Raw genomic sequence first — 16,635 nt, 5'->3', positions numbered from 1 at the left:
TCATCACACCGCTGGCTGTTCCCGTCGATAGGCGTAGGTCTCGGCGAAGCGCGAGAGCAGAAATTCGGCGCAGGTGGTGGCCGGGTACTTCGCCGGGTGCGATTCGTCCTGGCAACCGGGCAGGCATTCAATCGCCGTATCAGGGTGTGGTTCGGCGAAGAACGGCATCGAATAACGATCGACGCCCAGCGGGCTGATCACCCGATGCGGCGTCGACACGTAACGGTCGTTGCTCCAACGCGCCATCATGTCGCCGAGGTTGACCACGAACGTGCCTTCGATCGGCGGCGCGTCGATCCATTCGCCTTTGACGTTGCGCACTTGCAGGCCACCGGCGGCGTCCTGATACAGCAGGGTGATGCAGCCGTAATCGGTATGGGCGCCAGCGCCTTGCTGATCGATTGAACTGGCGGTGTGGCGCGGCGGGTAGTGAATCATCCGCAGTACGCTGACCGGCTCATGGAAGCGCGTGTCGAAGAAGTCGCGCTCAATATTCAGCGCCATCGTCATGGCTCGCAACAGGGTTTGAGCGAGCGCCTGCATGTCGACGTAGTGTTGCTCCATTAAGGCTTCCCAGCCGGGCATCGCTGGATGGCGGTTGGGGCCGCGCAACGGTTTTTCCGCCAGCACTTGCGGGTGATCGGCCGGCAGGTGCAGGCCCATGTCGAAGGTTTCTTTCAGGTCGCTGGGTTTGCTTGGGTCAAGTTGCTCGGTGGCGATGGCACCGTAACCGCGGTGGTGGCGGGTCTGGGTGATGTCGATCTTGAGCTTGTCGGCGGCGGGCAGGGCGAAGAAGCGTTGGGCGTGGTCGAGCACGGCGTCGATGCGGGAAGGGCTGATCGGGTGGCCCTTGATGTAGAAAAAGCCCCACTCGCGGCAGGCAAGGTCGATCTCTTCGGCAACGGATTGCCAGGCTTGCTGGTCTTCGCTGTAGAGCGGGGTGATGTCGATGATGGGAAGGCTGTTCATGCGGCTGTCCTGAAGTGTACGCAGACTGGAAAACACTGGCGGACCTTGTGGGAGCGGCGGTGCGACGATTCGACTTGCCCGCGATAGCGGACTGACAGTCAATGATGATGTTGACTGTGATGGCCTCTTCGCGGGCAAGCCCGCTCCCACAGGTACTGTGTTTCAACTGAAGGCATTTATTTCGGGATGTCGGCCTTCATGCCTTCGACGTAGTAGTTCATCGACGCCAGTTCCGCATTGCTGGCCGTCGCGCCCGCCGCGATTTTCTCGGTGCCGGCCTGATCCTTGATCGGCCCGGTGAACGGGTGGAAGGCGCCGCTCTTGATGTCAGCAATGATCTGCTCGGCTTCCGTTTTCACCGCCGCTGGCACCAGGTCACTGATTGGCAGCTCAACCGTGCCTTCTTTCAATCCGCCCCAGTAATCCTGCGACTTCCACGCGTGGTCGAGCACGCTTTGGGTCGCTTGAATGTAATGCGGGCCCCAGTCGTTGACGATCGATGTCAGCACGGCTTTCGGCCCGAAGTGCGCCATGTCCGAAGCGTAGCCGACGGCGTACACGCCGCGACGTTCAGCCGCCTGAATCGGCGCCGGGCTGTCGGTGTGCTGGAACACCACGTCCACGCCCTGGTCGATCAGCGCGTTGGCGGCGTCGGCTTCCTTGCCCGGATCGAACCAGGAATTAACCCACACCACCTTGATCTCGGTACCGGGGTTGTACTTGTTCAGGGCCAGTTGGATGGCGTTGATGTCGCGGATCACTTCCGGGATCGGGAAGGATGCGACATAGCCGATCTTTTTGGTCCTGGTCATCTTCGCCGCGAGGAAACCGCCGACGTAGCGACCTTCATAGGTGCGCGCCAGGTAGGTGCCGAGGTTCTTGTCCTGCTTGTAGCCGGTGGCGTGTTCGAAGGTCACCTTGGGAAATTGTTTGGCGACTTTCAGGGTCGGGTTCATGTAGCCGAAAGACGTGGTGAAGATCAGGTCGTAGTTGTCCTTGGCCATGTTGCGGATCACCCGCTCGGCATCCGCACCTTCGGCGACGTTCTCCACGTAATTGGTGGTGATCTGATTGCCGAATTTCTCGGCCAGCGCCTTGCGCCCCTGTTCATGCTGATACGTCCAGCCGTGGTCACCAATCGGACCGATATAGACGAAGCCGACTTTCAGCGGGTCGGCGGCACTGACGGTCAGGCTCGCGCTCAGACCGATGGCCGCGGCAACGGCGCAAAGCAGCTTCTTCAACGGACGTTTGTGCATGAATTCGAACTCCATGTTGTTGTGAGGTTGGCAGGGGCAATGCAAATTGCTGACCAACGAGACAACAAAGTCTCGGAAACCGCGTCACGCCCATCGCGGGCAAGCCCGCTCCCACAGGATTTGCGCAGATCATGTGGGAGCGGGCTTGCCCGCGATGGGGCCAGCAAGGCCGATAAAAGTGCACGCCCCGAACCGGCCGCCACCCACTGGTGCGCTAAGGTGTAACGAAACGTTAGCGCCGCCCCGCAGTCAGTAGCTCATCACTCTGTTTGCTCCACTCGGCAAAAAAAGGCCCGCAATGCTCACACTCCTCAAGCGAGAAAAGTTTCTGCTGCTGGCCCTGATTGCGGCATTCATTGCGTATCCGCTGGAACACTGGATGTTGCACAGCGGCCAACCCATCGCGCTGACCGCCGGCCTGGTACTGATCGCGTTCATCGTCGTCGCCTCCATGCGCGTCGCCCATCACGCCGAGTTGCTCGCGGAAAAAGTCGGCGACCCTTACGGAACGATGATCCTGACCCTGGCCGCGGTGCTGGTGGAAGTGGTGATCCTGGCGATCATGATGAGCAACGAAGCTTCGCCGACCCTGGTGCGCGACACGATTTATTCGGCGGTGATGCTCGACATCAACGGCATCCTCGGCCTGGCTGCGTTGATGGGCGGGATCAAGCATGGCGAACAGTCCTATAACGACGACTCGGCCCGCAGTTACAGCGTGATGATCCTCACTGCCATGGGCGTGTCCATGGTGGTGCCGGAGTTCATCCCCGAGGCCAACTGGAAGCTGTATTCGGCGTTCACGATTGGCGCGATGGTCGTGCTCTACGCCCTTTTCCTGCGTATGCAGGTCGGGCCGCACAGTTATTTCTTCAGTTACAGCTACCCGGAAAAACGTCGCAGGAAAGTCCCGGAGGAGGAACCTGAACCGGTCAATCTGGCCTTGAGTATCGGCACGCTGGTGTTCGGTGTGGTGGTCATTGGCGCTTTGGCCGAAGTGATGTCCAAGACTCTCGACCTGGGCCTGGAAGGCACGGGCGCACCGCCGGTGATCACGGCGATCCTGGTGGCGGCCATTTCCGCAGCGCCGGAGATTCTGACCGCGTTGCGCGCGGCCTTGGCCAATCGCATGCAGTCGGTGGTCAACATCGCGATGGGCGCGTCACTGTCGACGGTGATTCTGACGGTGCCGGTGATGGAAGCGATGGCGCTCTACACCGGCCAGCCGTTCCAGATGGCGATGACCCCGGTGCAGACGGTGATGATTTTCCTCACCCTGATCGTCAGCGCGATCAACCTCAATGATGGCGAAACCAACGCCATCGAAGGCATGACGCATTTCGTGTTGTTTGCGACGTTCATCATGTTGTCGCTGCTGGGCCTCTAAAAGCTTCGCGGGCAAGCCTCGCTCCTACAGGTTCAGTGTCGTTTTCGGGAACGATGCAAATCGCTGTAGGAGCGAGGCTTGCCCGCGAAGGCGTCCTGTCAGGTACCGGCAATCAACTGCCTGGCCGCCTGGCTGTGATCGGCGATCAAACCTTTGAGATCCAGCCCTTCAACCTGCCCATCAACCACTCGCCACTTGCCGCCAATCATCACCCGATCCGCCCGATCCGCGCCGCACAGCAGCAACGCCGACACCGGATCATGACTGCCCGAGAAACGCAGCTCATCCAGCTTGAACAGCGCCAGATCCGCCTGCTTGCCCACCGCCAGTTCGCCGATGTCAGTACGGCCCAGCAAACTCGCCGAGCCCTTGGTCGCCCAACCCAAAACCAATTCCGGCGTGATCTTTTCCGCGCCATAACGCAGCCGCTGAATGTAAAGCGCCTGACGGGTTTCGAGCATCATGTTCGACGCATCGTTGGACGCCGAGCCATCCACGCCCAGACCCAGCAACGCACCAGCAGCGGTCAGGTCCAGCGTCGGGCAAATGCCGGAGGCCAGACGCATGTTCGAGCTCGGGCAATGGCAAATCCCGGTGCCCGCGGCGCCGAGGCGGGCGATTTCGTCCGGGTTGAAGTGGATGCCGTGGGCCAGCCAGGTCCGCGGGCCCAGCCAGCCGACGCTGTCCAGATAATCCACGGTGCGCAACCCAAAGCGTTGCAGGCAGAAGTCTTCTTCGTCGAGGGTTTCGGCCAGGTGCGTGTGCAGGCGCACGTCGAGTTTGTTCGCCAGTTCGGCGCTGGCAGACATGATTTCCGGTGTCACCGAAAATGGTGAGCACGGTGCCAGGGCGATCTGGATTTGCGCACCATCGCCACGCTCGTGGTATTCGGCGATCAAACGCTGACTGTCGTCGAGGATCACTTCGCCTTCCTGGACGGTTTGCTGCGGTGGCAGGCCGCCGTCCTTTTCGCCAAGGCTCATGGAGCCGCGCGTCAGCATGGCGCGCATGCCCAGTTCGCGGACGCTCTCGACTTGCACGTCGATCGCGTTTTCCAGGCCTTCCGGAAACAGGTAATGGTGATCAGCAGCGGTGGTGCAGCCGGACAGCAGCAATTCGGCCAGCGCAACTTTGGTGGCGAGGGCAAGTTTTTCAGGGGTGAGGCGGGCCCAGACCGGGTACAGGGTTTTCAGCCAGGGGAACAACGGCTGATTGACCACTGGCGCCCAGGCGCGGGTCAGGGTTTGATAGAAGTGGTGATGGGTGTTGATCAATCCCGGCAGGATCACATGCTCGCGGGCATCGAAGACTTGTCCACAGGGCGCGGACGGTTGCTGGCCAGCGGCGAGCACTTCGACGATCACACCGTCTTGCACAACCAGACCGCCACGGGCGTCGAGGCCATTGGCAGTAAAGATGGCGAGGGGATTTTTTAACCAGGTACGGGTCGCAGGCATGTTGGCCGGCTCCTCTGAAAGTGGGGTTCAGGTTAGCCAGCTCAGTGATTACCCTGTCTGCTGATCCAGGGTCGCCGCAAGGACGAGGTGCGGAGTTTCAAACAAAACCGCGCAACGGGCAAGCCCAACCCGACAGGACGACGAAGGACCTGTAGGAGCCGGCTTGCTGGCGATGCAGACACCTCGGTCTGTCAGTGACACCAGGGAGATGCTATCGCCAGCAAGCCGGCTCCTACGAAGGGCATTACCAGGGAATGGTCTCGCCTTTGTAATTGACGAAGTGATGCCCACCCTTGCCGGTGTACGCGTTCACCTGATCAACCAACCCACGCGTACTGGTTTCCACATCAATGTCCGCGCCTTCACCGCCCATGTCGGTCTTCACCCACCCCGGATGCAGCGACAACACGGTGAGCTTCTGCTCGCCCAACTGAGTAACAAAGCTATTGGTCATGGAATTCAGCGCCGCTTTACTGGCCTTGTACAACGCCAGCTCCGGCGCGTCCGGCATGGTCACGCTACCGAGTACCGAACTCATGAACGCCAGCACGCCGGTGTCCGGGCGAATCTGCCCGGCAAAACGTTGTGCCAGGTTGATCGGCGCCACGGCGTTGGTGAAGAACAATTGACCGACCTCAGCCAGCGTCGCGCCGCCAGGCGTCTGTACCTCCGGCCCCTTGACCCCGGCATTCACGAACAGCAAATCAAACACTTCACCCTTGAGCTGTTGGCTCAAGGCGATGACGGCCTGCTGATCGTCCATGTCGAGCTTTTCGATCCGCACCTTGCCCAACGCTTGCAGCGCCTCGGCGTTCTGCGGATTGCGCACGGTGGCGGTGACTTGCCAGCCGTCGGCCAGCAGGGTTTTCACCAGGCCGAGGCCCAGGCCCCGTGAGGCACCGATGATGAGTGCGGTTTTTGCCTTGGACATGAGTGGCTTCCTTGATAAATGAGGATCATGGACTCAGTGGACAGCGTTGCCCGAGCCGTTGTTGCAACTCGTGGCGCAATGCTCCGAGTTCGTCCATACGGGTTTCAATCAGCTTGAGCTTGTCTTGCAGCAATTGCATGACGGCGCTGTCAGGATCTGGCGATTGCCAGATTGTGGCGACGCTGTTGCCGATCTCGCCCAGCGTAAAGCCCAATCGCTGAGCCGTCTTGATGTACAGCACCAGTTGCACCATGTCGGGCGGATAGTCGCGATAGCCGTTGGCACTGCGTTGCGCAGCGATTAGCCCGCGCTGCTCGTAGAAGCGCAGGGTGTCGCGGCTGACGGCGCTGGCTTGGGCTAATTCACCGATGCGCATCATGACGTCTCGAGAGGGGCTTGACCTTGGAGCATACTCCAGGCTTTAGCCTTGTTGCTCCCTGAATTTATGGAGCAAGGCCAATGTGGACTTCAACGCAATATCGCCGGTTGGTGCGGGGCAGCGCCTGGTATGACCTGATCGTGACGGCGGCGTTTATCACGCCGTGGAGTTTTGCCGCATTGCATGGGCTGTTGTTAAGTGTGAGTCAGGCGTTCAATTTGCCTGGAGAGCTACCGCCGTTCGAGCCGATGCACATGCTGATGGCGAATCTGTTGGGTTCGATTGTGTGTGTCTGGGCGGTGCTGCGGATTCGTGATCCGCAGTTGGTGTTTGGGCGGTATGACGCGGTCGGGAGATTCCTGTTCTCTACTTGGCAGCTCTACGCCTTGCTCCACGGGGCCAGTTCATTGTTGGTGGTTTTCCTGGTCTTTGAGCTGGCGTGGGGCGTGGTTCAGGTGTTGCCTGTTCGGACGCCTTCGCGGGCAAGCCTCGCTCCTACAGGTTTTGCGTAATTCGTGAAATCGGCAGTGGACCTGTAGGAGCGAGGCTTGCCCGCGAAGAGGCCGGCCGGATCAAACTTAATGCCCGCCCCGCCACGGCTGCCCCAACGACACCGGCGCATACAACCGTGTGCGCACCGCATCCCGCGACAATAGCACCAGCACCACAATCGTCGCGACGTACGGCAGCATCGCCAGCAGGCTCGACGGAATCGCCAGCCCCAACCCCTGCGCCACCAGGTGCAGGATGCTGGCGAGCCCGAACAGGTACGCCCCCAACAGCAAGCGCCACACGCGCCAACTGGCAAATACCACCAGGGCCAAGGCAATCCAGCCACGCCCGGCGCTCATGTTTTCCGCCCACATCGGCGTGTAGGCCAGGGACAAATAGGCCCCGGCCAACCCTGCCCTTGCGCCCCCGAACAGCACCGCCAACGTGCGCACGCCCAACACCGGCAAGCCCATGGCGCTGGCCGCATCCGGGCTTTCCCCGACGGCCTGAATGATCAGCCCGACACGGCTTTTCAGAATCACCCACGCCACCAGCGCAAACAGTGCGAACGACAGATACACCAGCAGATCCTGCGCAAACAGCATCCGCCCGATCAGCGGAATCTCACTCAGATACGGAATCGCCACCGGTTCAAAACCCGCCAGCGGTTTACCGACCCACGCCGCGCCTACGAAGGTCGACAGGCCCACACCGAAAATCGTCAGCGCCAACCCGGTGGCCACCTGATTGGCGTTGAACACCAGCGCCACCAGCGCAAACAGAGACGACAACAGCATCCCGGCGAGCATCGCCAGCAACACGCCGAGCCACAGGTTGCCGCTGTTCAGCGCGACAATAAAACCGATCACCGCGCCAAACAGCATCATGCCTTCCTGGCCCAGATTCAGGACGCCGCTTTTCTCGCAGATCAATTCGCCCAGCGCCACCAACAGCAACGGCGTGCCGCAACGGACCATGGCGTAGAAAATATTGCTCAGCAGATCGATATCCATCACAGCGCTCCTGCGTGTACAGCGGTGGCTTGCGCGCGGCGAGTCCAGCGCAGGTTCAAACGCGGCCGGTAGAGAATCAGCACGTCACTGGCCAGCAAGAAAAACAGCATCATTCCCTGGAACAATTGGGTGATCGCTTGCGGCAGATTCATGCTCATCTGCGCGCTCTCGCCGCCGATGTAAAGCAACGCCATCAGCAGGCTGGAAAACAGAATGCCGATGGGGTTGAGTCGCCCGAGAAACGCCACAGTGATGGCGGCATAGCCATAACCCGGCGAGACTTGCGGCACCAGTTGGCCAATCGGTCCGGTGACTTCACACACCCCGGCCAGCCCTGCCAATCCGCCGCTTATCAACAACGCCAGCCAGATCAGCCGCTTCTCGCGAAACCCGACGAAACCCGCCGCACGCTTGTCCAGTCCGAGCACCTTGATCTGGAACCCGACGAAGCTTTTCTGCAATAAAACCCAGACCGCCACCAACGCGAGCAGGGCGAAATACACCCCGGCGTGAACCCGGCCGTCCTCCATCAACAGCGGCAAGCGGCTGGCATCGCCGAACATCGCCGATTCCGGAAAGTTGAACCCGGCCGGGTCTTTCAGTGGCCCATGCACGCAGAACAGCAGCAAGTTCAGCGCGATGTAATTGAGCATGATGCTGGTGAGGATTTCGTTGGCATTGAAACGCGTGCGCAACCACGCCGTCAGTCCGGCCCACGCGGCACCGGCCAGGGTGCCAACGAGCAGGATCAGCACCAGCGCCCAGCGACTTTGCATATCGATGATGTTCACCGCCAGTGCACTGCCAGCCAGGGCACCGAGCAGCAATTGGCCTTCGGCGCCGATGTTCCAGATCCGCGCCTGATACGCCACCGCCAGCCCCAGCGCGCAAAGCAGAATCGGCAAGGCTTTGACCAACAGTTCGGAGACACCATACAAGTCGCTGACCGGCGCGATCAGCAGGGTGTGCAGCGTGAGCAGCGGATCATGGCCCAGCGCAATAAACAGCAGCGAGCCGCAACCCAATGTCAGGACGGCGGCCAGCAACGGCGAGCACCACAGCATCAGGCGCGATTGCTGGCCACGGGGTTCGAGAGAAAGCAGCATGGAAAACTCCGTTAAACCGTTGCGGATGCAAGTGATTGAGTGGCGTCGAACTGGCCGGCCATCCAGCCGCCGACATCGATCAGCCGCGTGTCGACCGTTGCCCTGAGCGGCGACAGACGTCCGCTGCACAAGGCGCCGAGCCGGTCGCTGATCTGGAACAATTCGTCGAGGTCTTCGCTGATCACCAGGATCGCCGCGCCGGCATCGCGCAGGGCAATTAGCGCACGGTGAATGGTGGCGGCGGCGCCGACGTCAACGCCCCAGGTCGGGTGCGCGGCCACCAGCAATTTCGGTTGCTGAAGGATTTCCCGGCCGAGGATGAATTTCTGCAGGTTGCCGCCGGACAAACTGCGGGCCGGCGCTTGGGTGTCGGGCGTCTTCACACCAAAGCGGTGGATGATTTCTTGCGCCAACGCTTCGACCTTGGCGCGCTGGATCAGCCCGTTGCTGACCAGCCCTTTTTGAAACGCGGTGAGCAGGGCATTGTCGGCGAGGCTCAATTCGGGCACCGCACCGTGGCCCAGCCGCTCGGCGGGAACGAACGCGAGGCCGAGTTTGCGTCGTGCATCGGGCCGCAAATCGGCGACCGGTTGCCCGCCGAAACGAATCGTCGCGTTATCGTTTCGGCTCAGCCGTTCTTCGCCGCTTAGCAGGGCCAGCAACTCATCCTGACCGTTGCCTGCAACGCCGGCGATACCGACGATTTCGCCGCTGCGCACTTCGAGGTCAATGTGCGTCAAGGAGCAGCCGAACGGGTCCGGGTTGTGCCACGACAAGCCGTTCACGTTCAAAAATGCATTGCCGCCAATCACCTTCGGATAATCCGTAATCAGCTCGGCCGCTTCCCCAACCATCAACCTCGCCAATTGCTGATCAGAACACTCGGCGGGTACGCAATGCCCGGCCACTCGACCGCCGCGCAGCACCGTGGCGCTGTGGCACAACACGCGCACTTCGCCGAGCTTGTGGCTGATAAACAGATTGCTGCAGCCTTCGGCCGCAAGTCGGCGCAGGGTGATGAAGAGTTCGTCGGCCTCCTGCGGTGTGAGCACCGAGGTCGGCTCATCGAGAATCAACAGACGAATGTCCTGCATCAGGCAGCGAATGATTTCCACCCGTTGCCGCTCGCCGATCGACAGGCTGTGGACAAGTCGCTCCGGTTCCAGCGCCATGCCGTAGCGCCGGGAGACTTCACGAATCTTTGGCTCAAGCTGTTTCGGCGTGCCGGCCGCCGCACCCATCGCCAGGGCAATGTTCTGCGCCACGCTGAGGGTTTCGAACAACGAGAAATGCTGGAACACCATGCCGATCCCCAGTGCGCGAGCCTGGGCCGGGTTGCGCATGTTTACGCGCAGGCCTTGCCAGATCATTTCTCCAGAGTCGGCGTGGGTGACGCCGTAGATGATTTTCATCAACGTACTTTTGCCCGCGCCGTTTTCGCCGAGCAGGGCGTGGATTTCACCGGGAGCAATGTTCAGGTCGATGGCGTCGTTGGCCAGGCAACCGGGATAACGTTTGCTGATTCTGCGCAATTGCAGGCGGGGCGTTTGATCGGGGATCGGCACGGGTTTGGGCATGACTGGCTCGGGTCGATAGGAGTTATGCCTGTGGATAAAGCAATTTCCTGGCCATTGGGTCAGGAAAACCGAAAATCCTTGGTGGCAGAGGCATTGAGGACAGGGCCCCGCCATTTTTCGAATCCCGATCAGGCACTACTTGGGGGCAAAGTCTTTGATCAGGCTCTGATTTTGCTCGCTGGCAATTGGTCAAAAAACGAGCAACACGCGGCGACCTATGCCGGGTATAGGGCTGCGCCAGCCATGAACGGGTTATCCACAGGTTGTTCCACAGTATTTGTGCGCAAGCCGAAAGCACGGGCATAAGCACTGTGCGGCTACCTTCTAAAGGTGATAACCGACGCTAACTGTTTGTTTTTTAGTGGAATTAGTCTTCGATGTGGAAGATTGGACGAAAAATGAGCAATGCCCGCAAAGCCGCATGACAGAAGGGTTACAGCAGGATATGCGCAGGTTATCCACAGCCGGGTACACAGCAGATGTGGGCAAGTAATCGGGCTCGACGAAAGGGCTGTGAACGTTGTTGGTGCGATCAGTGCTGCAACACAATGCGCCCGCGGCTCAAATCTGCGAGCTGCGTTTGCAAGGCAGTGATTTGCTCTTTGCCGACCGCCAATTGCAACTCCACGCCATTGGCGGTGAAGGTTTCTTCCACCACCAAACCACCCGATTCAGCGACGCGCAGTTTCACCAGCGCCAACTCCCCAAATGCACAGGCGCAGCTCACCGGCACCCGGCTGATCAGCTCGACTTTTGCCGCGCCTTGCAGGCACTTGTTGGCGCCGCCGCCATAGGCTCGGGCGAGGCCGCCGGTGCCCAGTTGAATGCCGCCGTACCAACGAATCACCAGCACCGCGACCTGATCGCAATCCTGCGCTTCGATGGCCGCCAGAATCGGCCGTCCTGCGGTGCCGCCCGGTTCACCATCGTCATTGCTGCGGTATTGATCGCCGAGCTTCCATGCCCAGCAATTGTGCGAGGCGTTCAAGTCGCTGTGCTGATCGATGAATGCCTGGGCTTCAGCGGGGCTGGAGATCGGCGCGGCGAAGGTGATGAAACGGCTTTTGCGAATCTCTTCGCGGTATTCGCAAAAACCGCTGAGGGTAAAAGGCATAAGTGTCTTAGATAGCTGGCGTGAGGCCGCAGCCCTTGAGGATGATGCGGATCAGGTTGTTGCCGGCGTCTTCCATGTCTTGCTTGGTCAGCTTGGTGCGACCGCTGACACGGCAGATCTGTGTGGCGAAGTCGGCGTAATGCTGGGTGCTGCCCCACAACAGGAAGATCAGGTTCACCGGGTCGACCGGGTCCATCTTGCCGGCATCGATCCAGGCCTGGAACACGGCCGCGCGGCCCTGGAACCAAGCGCGATAGTCCTGGTTGAAATACTCGGTCAGGCATTCGCCGCCACTGATCACTTCCATGGCGAAGATCCGCGAGGCTTGCGGCTGGCGACGGGAGAATTCCATTTTGGCGCGGATATAACGCGTCAGCGCTTCGGCCGGATCATCCTCGGCGGTCAGGGTGTTGAAGGTGCTGTCCCATAACTCGATGATGTTGCTCAGCACCGCCACGTACAAACCGAGTTTGTTGGTGAAGTAGTAATGCAGGTTCGCCTTGGGCAACCCGGCATTCAGGGCGATGGTGTTCATGCTGGTGCCTTTGAATCCGTGACGGGCGAACTCGTCTTCGGCGGCTTTGATGATGGTCTCTTCGTTCTTCTGACGAATGCGGCTGGCAGGTTTGCCGCCGTGAGCGGGGACTTCAAAGGTCATAGGCACTTCCGAACAGGATGGGTGGGTGCAACCAAATGCGTTGATAGCGCACCCAAAGGTTCCAGACAAGTCCCGACGCGATAAAACCTGAACACCACAGATCCCTGTAGGAGCGAAGCTTGCTCCGGGCGGCGTTCCGACGAAGGCGTCTTAACATTCAGCATTGATGTTGATTGAGCCGACGTCTTCGTCGGAACGCCGCCCGGAGCAAGCTTCGCTCCTACAGTGCATGTTGGTTCTTAGCGGGTTGCGGCAAGACTCTCCAGAAAACTTTCCAGCACCAAATGCGGACGACGGCCCTTGCGCGTGACGGAAGCGAGGCTCAGGTCATAGAACCGCGCCTTGGGTTTCAGCGCCCGCAATCGACCTTGCTGCACCCAGAGGCTGGCGTAGTGGTCCGGCAGGTAGCCGATGTAGCGCCCGGTGAGGATCAGGAACGCCATGCCTTCGCGGTCCGAGGCGCTGGCGGTGCAATTGAGTGCCTGGTAATGCGCCTGGATTTCGGCCGGCAAACGGAAGGTCGGCGCGATGGCGTCCTGACAGTTGAGGCGTTCGTCGTCCAGTTGTTTATCGTCGACATAGAACAAGGGATGACCAACCGCGCAATACAACAGCGAGCGTTCGCTGTAGAGCGGCTGATATTCCAGCCCCGACAACGCACTGGCCTGCGGCACCACGCCGACATGCAGGCGACCGTCGAGCACACCTTGTTCGACTTCATTGGGGGCGATCATGCGGATTTGAATCTGCACGTCCGGACCGCGTTCCTTCAATTGCGCCAAAGCGTGGGTGATGCGCATGTGGGGCAGGGTGACGAGGTTGTCGGTCAAGCCGATGGTCAATTCGCCGCGCAGATGCTGGTGCAGTCCGTTGACCTCGGTGCGGAAACTTTCCAGCGCACTTAATAGTTGCAACGCCGATTGGTAAACCTCGCGACCTTCTTCAGTCAGGGAAAACCCGGCGCGTCCGCGTTGGCATAACCGCAGGCCAAGGCGCTGTTCCAGATCGCTCATTTGCTGGCTGATGGCCGAGCGACCGATTCCCAGTACCGATTCCGCCGCGGAGAAGCCGCCGCATTCCACCACGCTGCGGAAAATCCGCAGCAGGCGGATATCAAAGTCGCTGACTTGCGCCAGTGGATCGGGGCGGCGGCTGCTCATAGTTTAGTGTGGGCCTGACTGAACGTTAGAAGAGTTGGATTTCACCGACTTTATCCCCGTGGCAATTTAGCTGCAAGAACGCTTTTGATCTCTATGCCGCTTATTGCTCTGCGAGGTTTTGCCCATGAACTTGCCCGAAAACGCCCCGACTTCCCTGGCCAGCCAGCTCAAGCTCGATGCTCACTGGATGCCCTACACCGCCAACCGCAATTTCCAGCGCGATCCGCGACTGATCGTTGCCGCGGAAGGCAGTTGGCTGACGGATGACAAGGGGCGCAAGGTCTACGATTCGCTGTCGGGTCTGTGGACCTGTGGCGCCGGGCACACTCGCAAGGAAATCCAGGAAGCCGTCGCCAAGCAACTCGGCACGCTCGATTACTCGCCAGGCTTCCAGTACGGCCACCCACTCTCGTTCCAGTTGGCCGAGAAAATCACTGACCTGACCCCGGGCAATCTGAACCACGTGTTCTTCACCGACTCGGGTTCTGAATGCGCCGACACGGCAGTGAAGATGGTGCGTGCTTACTGGCGCCTGAAAGGCCAGGCCACCAAGACCAAAATGATCGGCCGTGCCCGTGGCTACCACGGTGTGAACATCGCCGGCACCAGCCTCGGCGGTGTGAACGGCAACCGTAAAATGTTCGGTCAGGCGATGATGGACGTCGATCACCTGCCGCACACGTTGCTGGCGAGCAATGCATACTCCCGTGGCATGCCGACAGAAGGCGGAATCGCGCTGGCTGATGAACTGCTCAAGCTGATCGAGTTGCATGATGCTTCGAACATTGCTGCCGTTTTCGTCGAGCCAATGGCCGGTTCCGCTGGCGTACTGGTTCCGCCGCAGGGTTATCTGAAGCGTCTGCGCGAGATCTGCGATCAGCACAACATCCTGCTTGTGTTCGACGAAGTGATCACCGGTTTCGGCCGGACCGGTTCGATGTTCGGCGCCGACAGCTTCGGCGTGACCCCGGACCTGATGTGCATCGCCAAGCAAGTTACCAACGGCGCGATCCCGATGGGCGCGGTGATTGCCAGCTCCGAGATCTACCAGACCTTCATGAACCAGGCGACGCCTGAGTACGCGGTGGAATTCCCGCACGGTTACACCTACTCCGCACACCCTGTTGCTTGCGCGGCTGGCCTGGCCGCACTCGATCTGCTGCAAAAGGAAAACCTGGTGCAGAGCGTGGCCGAAGTCGCACCGCATTTCGAAAATGCCCTTCACGGCCTGAAGGGCTCGAAAAACATTATCGACATTCGTAACTACGGCCTGGCCGGCGCGATCCAGATCGCACCACGTGATGGCGATGCCATTGTGCGTCCGTTCGAAGCGGGCATGGCGTTGTGGAAAGCCGGGTTCTATGTGCGCTTTGGCGGCGACACCCTGCAGTTCGGCCCAACCTTCAACAGCAAGCCGCAAGACCTTGATCGTCTGTTCGACGCGGTCGGCGAAGTGCTGAACAAAATCGACTGATTTTTCCCTTCTATTCTCTCTATATAAAGACGGGCGCCCCTTGAAGGGCGCCTGTGGACAACTTTCAGGAGCCCCGCATGAGCCTTATCCCGCATTTGATCAATGGCGAACTGGTGACCGAAGACGGTCGCACGGCTGACGTGTTCAACCCGTCCACCGGCCAGGCTATCCACAAGCTGCCGTTGGCCAGCCGCGAAACCATTCAGAAAGCCATCGACTCGGCCAAGGCTGCGTTCCCGGCCTGGCGTAACACGCCGCCGGCCAAACGTGCGCAGGTGATGTTCCGCTTCAAGCAATTGCTGGAGCAGAACGAAGCGCGCATCGCTCAGTTGATCAGTGAAGAACATGGCAAGACCCTGGAAGATGCGGCGGGGGAGTTGAAGCGCGGTATCGAGAACGTCGAGTTCGCTTGCGCCGCGCCGGAAATTCTCAAGGGCGAGTACAGCCGTAACGTCGGCCCGAACATTGATGCCTGGTCGGACTTCCAGCCGCTGGGCGTAGTTGCCGGTATCACGCCGTTCAACTTCCCGGCGATGGTGCCGCTGTGGATGTATCCGCTGGCGATCGTCTGCGGCAATTGCTTCATCCTTAAACCATCGGAGCGGGATCCGAGCTCGACCTTGTTGATCGCTCAGCTGTTGATCGAAGCAGGTCTGCCTAAAGGCGTACTGAGCGTGGTGCACGGCGACAAGGCTGCGGTGGACGCGCTGATCGAAGCGCCAGAAGTCAAAGCGCTGAGCTTTGTCGGTTCGACGCCGATTGCCGAGTACATCTATGCCGAAGGCACCAAGCGCGGCAAGCGCGTTCAGGCACTCGGCGGCGCGAAGAACCATGCGGTGCTGATGCCGGATGCGGATCTGGATAATGCGGTCAGCGCACTGATGGGCGCGGCGTACGGTTCTTGCGGTGAGCGTTGCATGGCGATCTCGGTGGCCGTGTGTGTAGGCGACCAGGTGGCGGATGCATTGGTGGCCAAGTTGGTACCGCAAATCAAGGCGCTGAAAATCGGTGCCGGGACGACCTGTGGTCTGGACATGGGGCCACTGGTTTCCGGTCAGGCTCGCGACAAAGTCAGTGGCTATATAGAAGACGGCGTTTCTTCGGGTGCCTCCTTGGTTGTGGATGGTCGAGGTCTGAGCGTTGCCGGTCATGAAGAAGGCTTCTTCCTGGGTGGCTGCCTTTTCGATAACGTCACACCAGAGATGCGCATCTATAAAGAAGAGATCTTCGGGCCGGTGCTGTGTGTCGTTCGGGTCAACAGCCTGGAAGAGGCGATGCAGCTGATCAACGATCACGAGTATGGCAACGGCACCTGCATCTTCACCCGTGATGGGGAAGCGGCGCGGTTGTTCTGTGACGAGATCGAAGTCGGTATGGTCGGCGTCAACGTGCCGTTGCCGGTGCCGGTGGCTTATCACAGCTTCGGTGGCTGGAAGCGTTCGTTGTTCGGCGATCTGCATGCGTATGGCCCGGATGGCGTGCGTTTCTACACCCGTCGCAAAGCCATTACCCAGCGCTGGCCGCAGCGTGCGAGCCATGAAGCGTCGCAATTCGCGTTCCCTAGCTTGTAAGTAGACGGGAAGAAGGCCGAGCCCCTTGGGGCTCGGCCTTTGTGTTTTCGGGCTTTTTTGACCTATATGACAGAAATGTGAAAATAGC

The 16,635-nt window shown here is 60.1% G+C and carries 16 protein-coding genes; 5 read left to right on the top strand and 11 right to left on the bottom strand.

What is annotated here, in order from left to right:
- Nucleotides 1-3 precede the first annotated feature (3 nt).
- Both ACYZT6_RS22720 and ACYZT6_RS22715 read right to left on the bottom strand, forming a co-directional pair.
- Nucleotides 4-969 carry a 2-oxoglutarate and iron-dependent oxygenase domain-containing protein gene (locus ACYZT6_RS22720; RefSeq protein WP_462028711.1) on the bottom strand — a complete coding sequence of 322 codons (966 nt, stop codon included), beginning with the start codon at nucleotides 967-969 and terminating at the stop codon, nucleotides 4-6.
- Nucleotides 970-1,145: 176 nt separating this feature from the next.
- Complete coding sequence (locus tag ACYZT6_RS22715; RefSeq protein ID WP_462028710.1) at nucleotides 1,146-2,228, bottom strand: BMP family ABC transporter substrate-binding protein; 1,083 nt, start codon at nucleotides 2,226-2,228, stop codon at nucleotides 1,146-1,148.
- 298 nt (nucleotides 2,229-2,526) lie between these two features.
- Between ACYZT6_RS22715 and ACYZT6_RS22710 the strand changes: the two genes are divergently transcribed.
- Nucleotides 2,527-3,615: a calcium:cation antiporter gene (locus tag ACYZT6_RS22710; RefSeq protein WP_462028709.1), complete on the top strand. Its 1,089-nt coding sequence runs from the start codon at nucleotides 2,527-2,529 to the stop codon at nucleotides 3,613-3,615.
- Between the two features lie 98 nt (nucleotides 3,616-3,713).
- Here ACYZT6_RS22710 and ACYZT6_RS22705 read toward each other — a convergent pair whose 3' ends face one another.
- The 3 genes from ACYZT6_RS22705 to ACYZT6_RS22695 all read right to left on the bottom strand — a co-directional run bounded on the left by ACYZT6_RS22705 (nucleotide 3,714) and on the right by ACYZT6_RS22695 (nucleotide 6,379).
- Nucleotides 3,714-5,072, bottom strand: coding sequence for an 8-oxoguanine deaminase (locus ACYZT6_RS22705; protein ID WP_462028708.1), 1,359 nt, complete (start codon nucleotides 5,070-5,072; stop codon nucleotides 3,714-3,716).
- A gap of 244 nt (nucleotides 5,073-5,316) precedes the next feature.
- A complete protein-coding gene (locus ACYZT6_RS22700) occupies nucleotides 5,317-6,003 on the bottom strand; it encodes an SDR family oxidoreductase (RefSeq protein WP_462028707.1) in 687 nt (228 codons plus the stop codon).
- 25 nt (nucleotides 6,004-6,028) lie between these two features.
- Nucleotides 6,029-6,379: a MerR family transcriptional regulator gene (locus tag ACYZT6_RS22695; RefSeq protein ID WP_462030000.1), complete on the bottom strand. Its 351-nt coding sequence runs from the start codon at nucleotides 6,377-6,379 to the stop codon at nucleotides 6,029-6,031.
- An 83-nt stretch (nucleotides 6,380-6,462) separates the two neighbouring features.
- Between ACYZT6_RS22695 and ACYZT6_RS22690 the strand changes: the two genes are divergently transcribed.
- Nucleotides 6,463-6,894 (top strand): hypothetical protein, encoded by a 432-nt coding sequence (locus ACYZT6_RS22690; RefSeq protein WP_462028706.1) that lies wholly within the window; start codon nucleotides 6,463-6,465, stop codon nucleotides 6,892-6,894.
- Nucleotides 6,895-6,960: 66 nt separating this feature from the next.
- Here the strand turns inward: ACYZT6_RS22690 and ACYZT6_RS22685 are convergent, their stop codons facing one another.
- The 3 genes from ACYZT6_RS22685 to ACYZT6_RS22675 are packed head-to-tail and all read right to left on the bottom strand — an operon-like array spanning nucleotide 6,961 to nucleotide 10,570.
- A complete protein-coding gene (locus tag ACYZT6_RS22685) occupies nucleotides 6,961-7,887 on the bottom strand; it encodes an ABC transporter permease (RefSeq protein WP_462028705.1) in 927 nt (308 codons plus the stop codon).
- Entirely contained in the window at nucleotides 7,887-8,993 is a 1,107-nt protein-coding gene (locus tag ACYZT6_RS22680; RefSeq protein ID WP_462028704.1) for an ABC transporter permease, read from the bottom strand. Before ACYZT6_RS22680 ends, ACYZT6_RS22685 begins: the two co-directional genes overlap by 1 nt.
- Before the next feature lie 11 nt (nucleotides 8,994-9,004).
- On the bottom strand, nucleotides 9,005-10,570 hold the full coding sequence (locus ACYZT6_RS22675; RefSeq protein ID WP_462028703.1) for an ABC transporter ATP-binding protein: 1,566 nt from the start codon (nucleotides 10,568-10,570) through the stop codon (nucleotides 9,005-9,007).
- A gap of 30 nt (nucleotides 10,571-10,600) precedes the next feature.
- Here ACYZT6_RS22675 and ACYZT6_RS22670 point away from each other — a divergent pair, with 30 nt between their 5' ends.
- Nucleotides 10,601-10,876 carry a hypothetical protein gene (locus ACYZT6_RS22670; protein WP_462028702.1) on the top strand — a complete coding sequence of 92 codons (276 nt, stop codon included), beginning with the start codon at nucleotides 10,601-10,603 and terminating at the stop codon, nucleotides 10,874-10,876.
- A gap of 226 nt (nucleotides 10,877-11,102) precedes the next feature.
- On the opposite strand, the gene ACYZT6_RS22665 is transcribed toward ACYZT6_RS22670, so the two are convergent.
- From ACYZT6_RS22665 to ACYZT6_RS22655, 3 genes are all read right to left on the bottom strand, one after another.
- A complete protein-coding gene (locus ACYZT6_RS22665; protein ID WP_462028701.1) occupies nucleotides 11,103-11,684 on the bottom strand; it encodes an IMPACT family protein in 582 nt (193 codons plus the stop codon).
- A 7-nt stretch (nucleotides 11,685-11,691) separates the two neighbouring features.
- Nucleotides 11,692-12,342 carry a TetR/AcrR family transcriptional regulator gene (locus tag ACYZT6_RS22660; protein WP_414909360.1) on the bottom strand — a complete coding sequence of 217 codons (651 nt, stop codon included), beginning with the start codon at nucleotides 12,340-12,342 and terminating at the stop codon, nucleotides 11,692-11,694.
- Nucleotides 12,343-12,581: 239 nt separating this feature from the next.
- Nucleotides 12,582-13,502 carry a LysR family transcriptional regulator gene (locus tag ACYZT6_RS22655; RefSeq protein ID WP_462028700.1) on the bottom strand — a complete coding sequence of 307 codons (921 nt, stop codon included), beginning with the start codon at nucleotides 13,500-13,502 and terminating at the stop codon, nucleotides 12,582-12,584.
- 124 nt (nucleotides 13,503-13,626) lie between these two features.
- Between ACYZT6_RS22655 and aptA the strand changes: the two genes are divergently transcribed.
- Together aptA and ACYZT6_RS22645 are read left to right on the top strand one after the other, a co-directional pair.
- Nucleotides 13,627-14,976, top strand: a complete 1,350-nt coding sequence (gene aptA, locus ACYZT6_RS22650) for an omega-aminotransferase AptA (protein ID WP_208670133.1) — start codon at nucleotides 13,627-13,629, stop codon at nucleotides 14,974-14,976.
- Nucleotides 14,977-15,053: 77 nt separating this feature from the next.
- A complete protein-coding gene (locus ACYZT6_RS22645; protein WP_461979247.1) occupies nucleotides 15,054-16,547 on the top strand; it encodes a CoA-acylating methylmalonate-semialdehyde dehydrogenase in 1,494 nt (497 codons plus the stop codon).
- Nucleotides 16,548-16,635: the final 88 nt, after the last annotated feature.

This window comes from Pseudomonas sp. RT6P73 (assembly GCF_054897715.1).
The sequence above is the reverse complement of the archived record's forward strand: the minus strand, read 5'-3'. Positions and strand labels throughout refer to the sequence as shown.

Excerpts from the sequence above, each read along its gene's own strand:
- ACYZT6_RS22720 (WP_462028711.1), bottom strand. The coding sequence starts at position 969 with ATGAACAGCCTTCCCATCATCGACATCACCCCGCTCTACAGCGAAGAC.
- ACYZT6_RS22715 (WP_462028710.1), bottom strand. The coding sequence starts at position 2,228 with ATGCACAAACGTCCGTTGAAGAAGCTGCTTTGCGCCGTTGCCGCGGCC.
- ACYZT6_RS22710 (WP_462028709.1), top strand. The coding sequence starts at position 2,527 with ATGCTCACACTCCTCAAGCGAGAAAAGTTTCTGCTGCTGGCCCTGATT.
- ACYZT6_RS22705 (WP_462028708.1), bottom strand. The coding sequence starts at position 5,072 with ATGCCTGCGACCCGTACCTGGTTAAAAAATCCCCTCGCCATCTTTACT.
- ACYZT6_RS22700 (WP_462028707.1), bottom strand. The coding sequence starts at position 6,003 with ATGTCCAAGGCAAAAACCGCACTCATCATCGGTGCCTCACGGGGCCTG.
- ACYZT6_RS22695 (WP_462030000.1), bottom strand. The coding sequence starts at position 6,379 with ATGCGCATCGGTGAATTAGCCCAAGCCAGCGCCGTCAGCCGCGACACC.
- ACYZT6_RS22690 (WP_462028706.1), top strand. The coding sequence starts at position 6,463 with ATGTGGACTTCAACGCAATATCGCCGGTTGGTGCGGGGCAGCGCCTGG.
- ACYZT6_RS22685 (WP_462028705.1), bottom strand. The coding sequence starts at position 7,887 with ATGGATATCGATCTGCTGAGCAATATTTTCTACGCCATGGTCCGTTGC.
- ACYZT6_RS22680 (WP_462028704.1), bottom strand. The coding sequence starts at position 8,993 with ATGCTGCTTTCTCTCGAACCCCGTGGCCAGCAATCGCGCCTGATGCTG.
- ACYZT6_RS22675 (WP_462028703.1), bottom strand. The coding sequence starts at position 10,570 with ATGCCCAAACCCGTGCCGATCCCCGATCAAACGCCCCGCCTGCAATTG.
- ACYZT6_RS22665 (WP_462028701.1), bottom strand. The coding sequence starts at position 11,684 with ATGCCTTTTACCCTCAGCGGTTTTTGCGAATACCGCGAAGAGATTCGC.
- ACYZT6_RS22660 (WP_414909360.1), bottom strand. The coding sequence starts at position 12,342 with ATGACCTTTGAAGTCCCCGCTCACGGCGGCAAACCTGCCAGCCGCATT.
- ACYZT6_RS22655 (WP_462028700.1), bottom strand. The coding sequence starts at position 13,502 with ATGAGCAGCCGCCGCCCCGATCCACTGGCGCAAGTCAGCGACTTTGAT.
- aptA (WP_208670133.1), top strand. The coding sequence starts at position 13,627 with ATGAACTTGCCCGAAAACGCCCCGACTTCCCTGGCCAGCCAGCTCAAG.
- ACYZT6_RS22645 (WP_461979247.1), top strand. The coding sequence starts at position 15,054 with ATGAGCCTTATCCCGCATTTGATCAATGGCGAACTGGTGACCGAAGAC.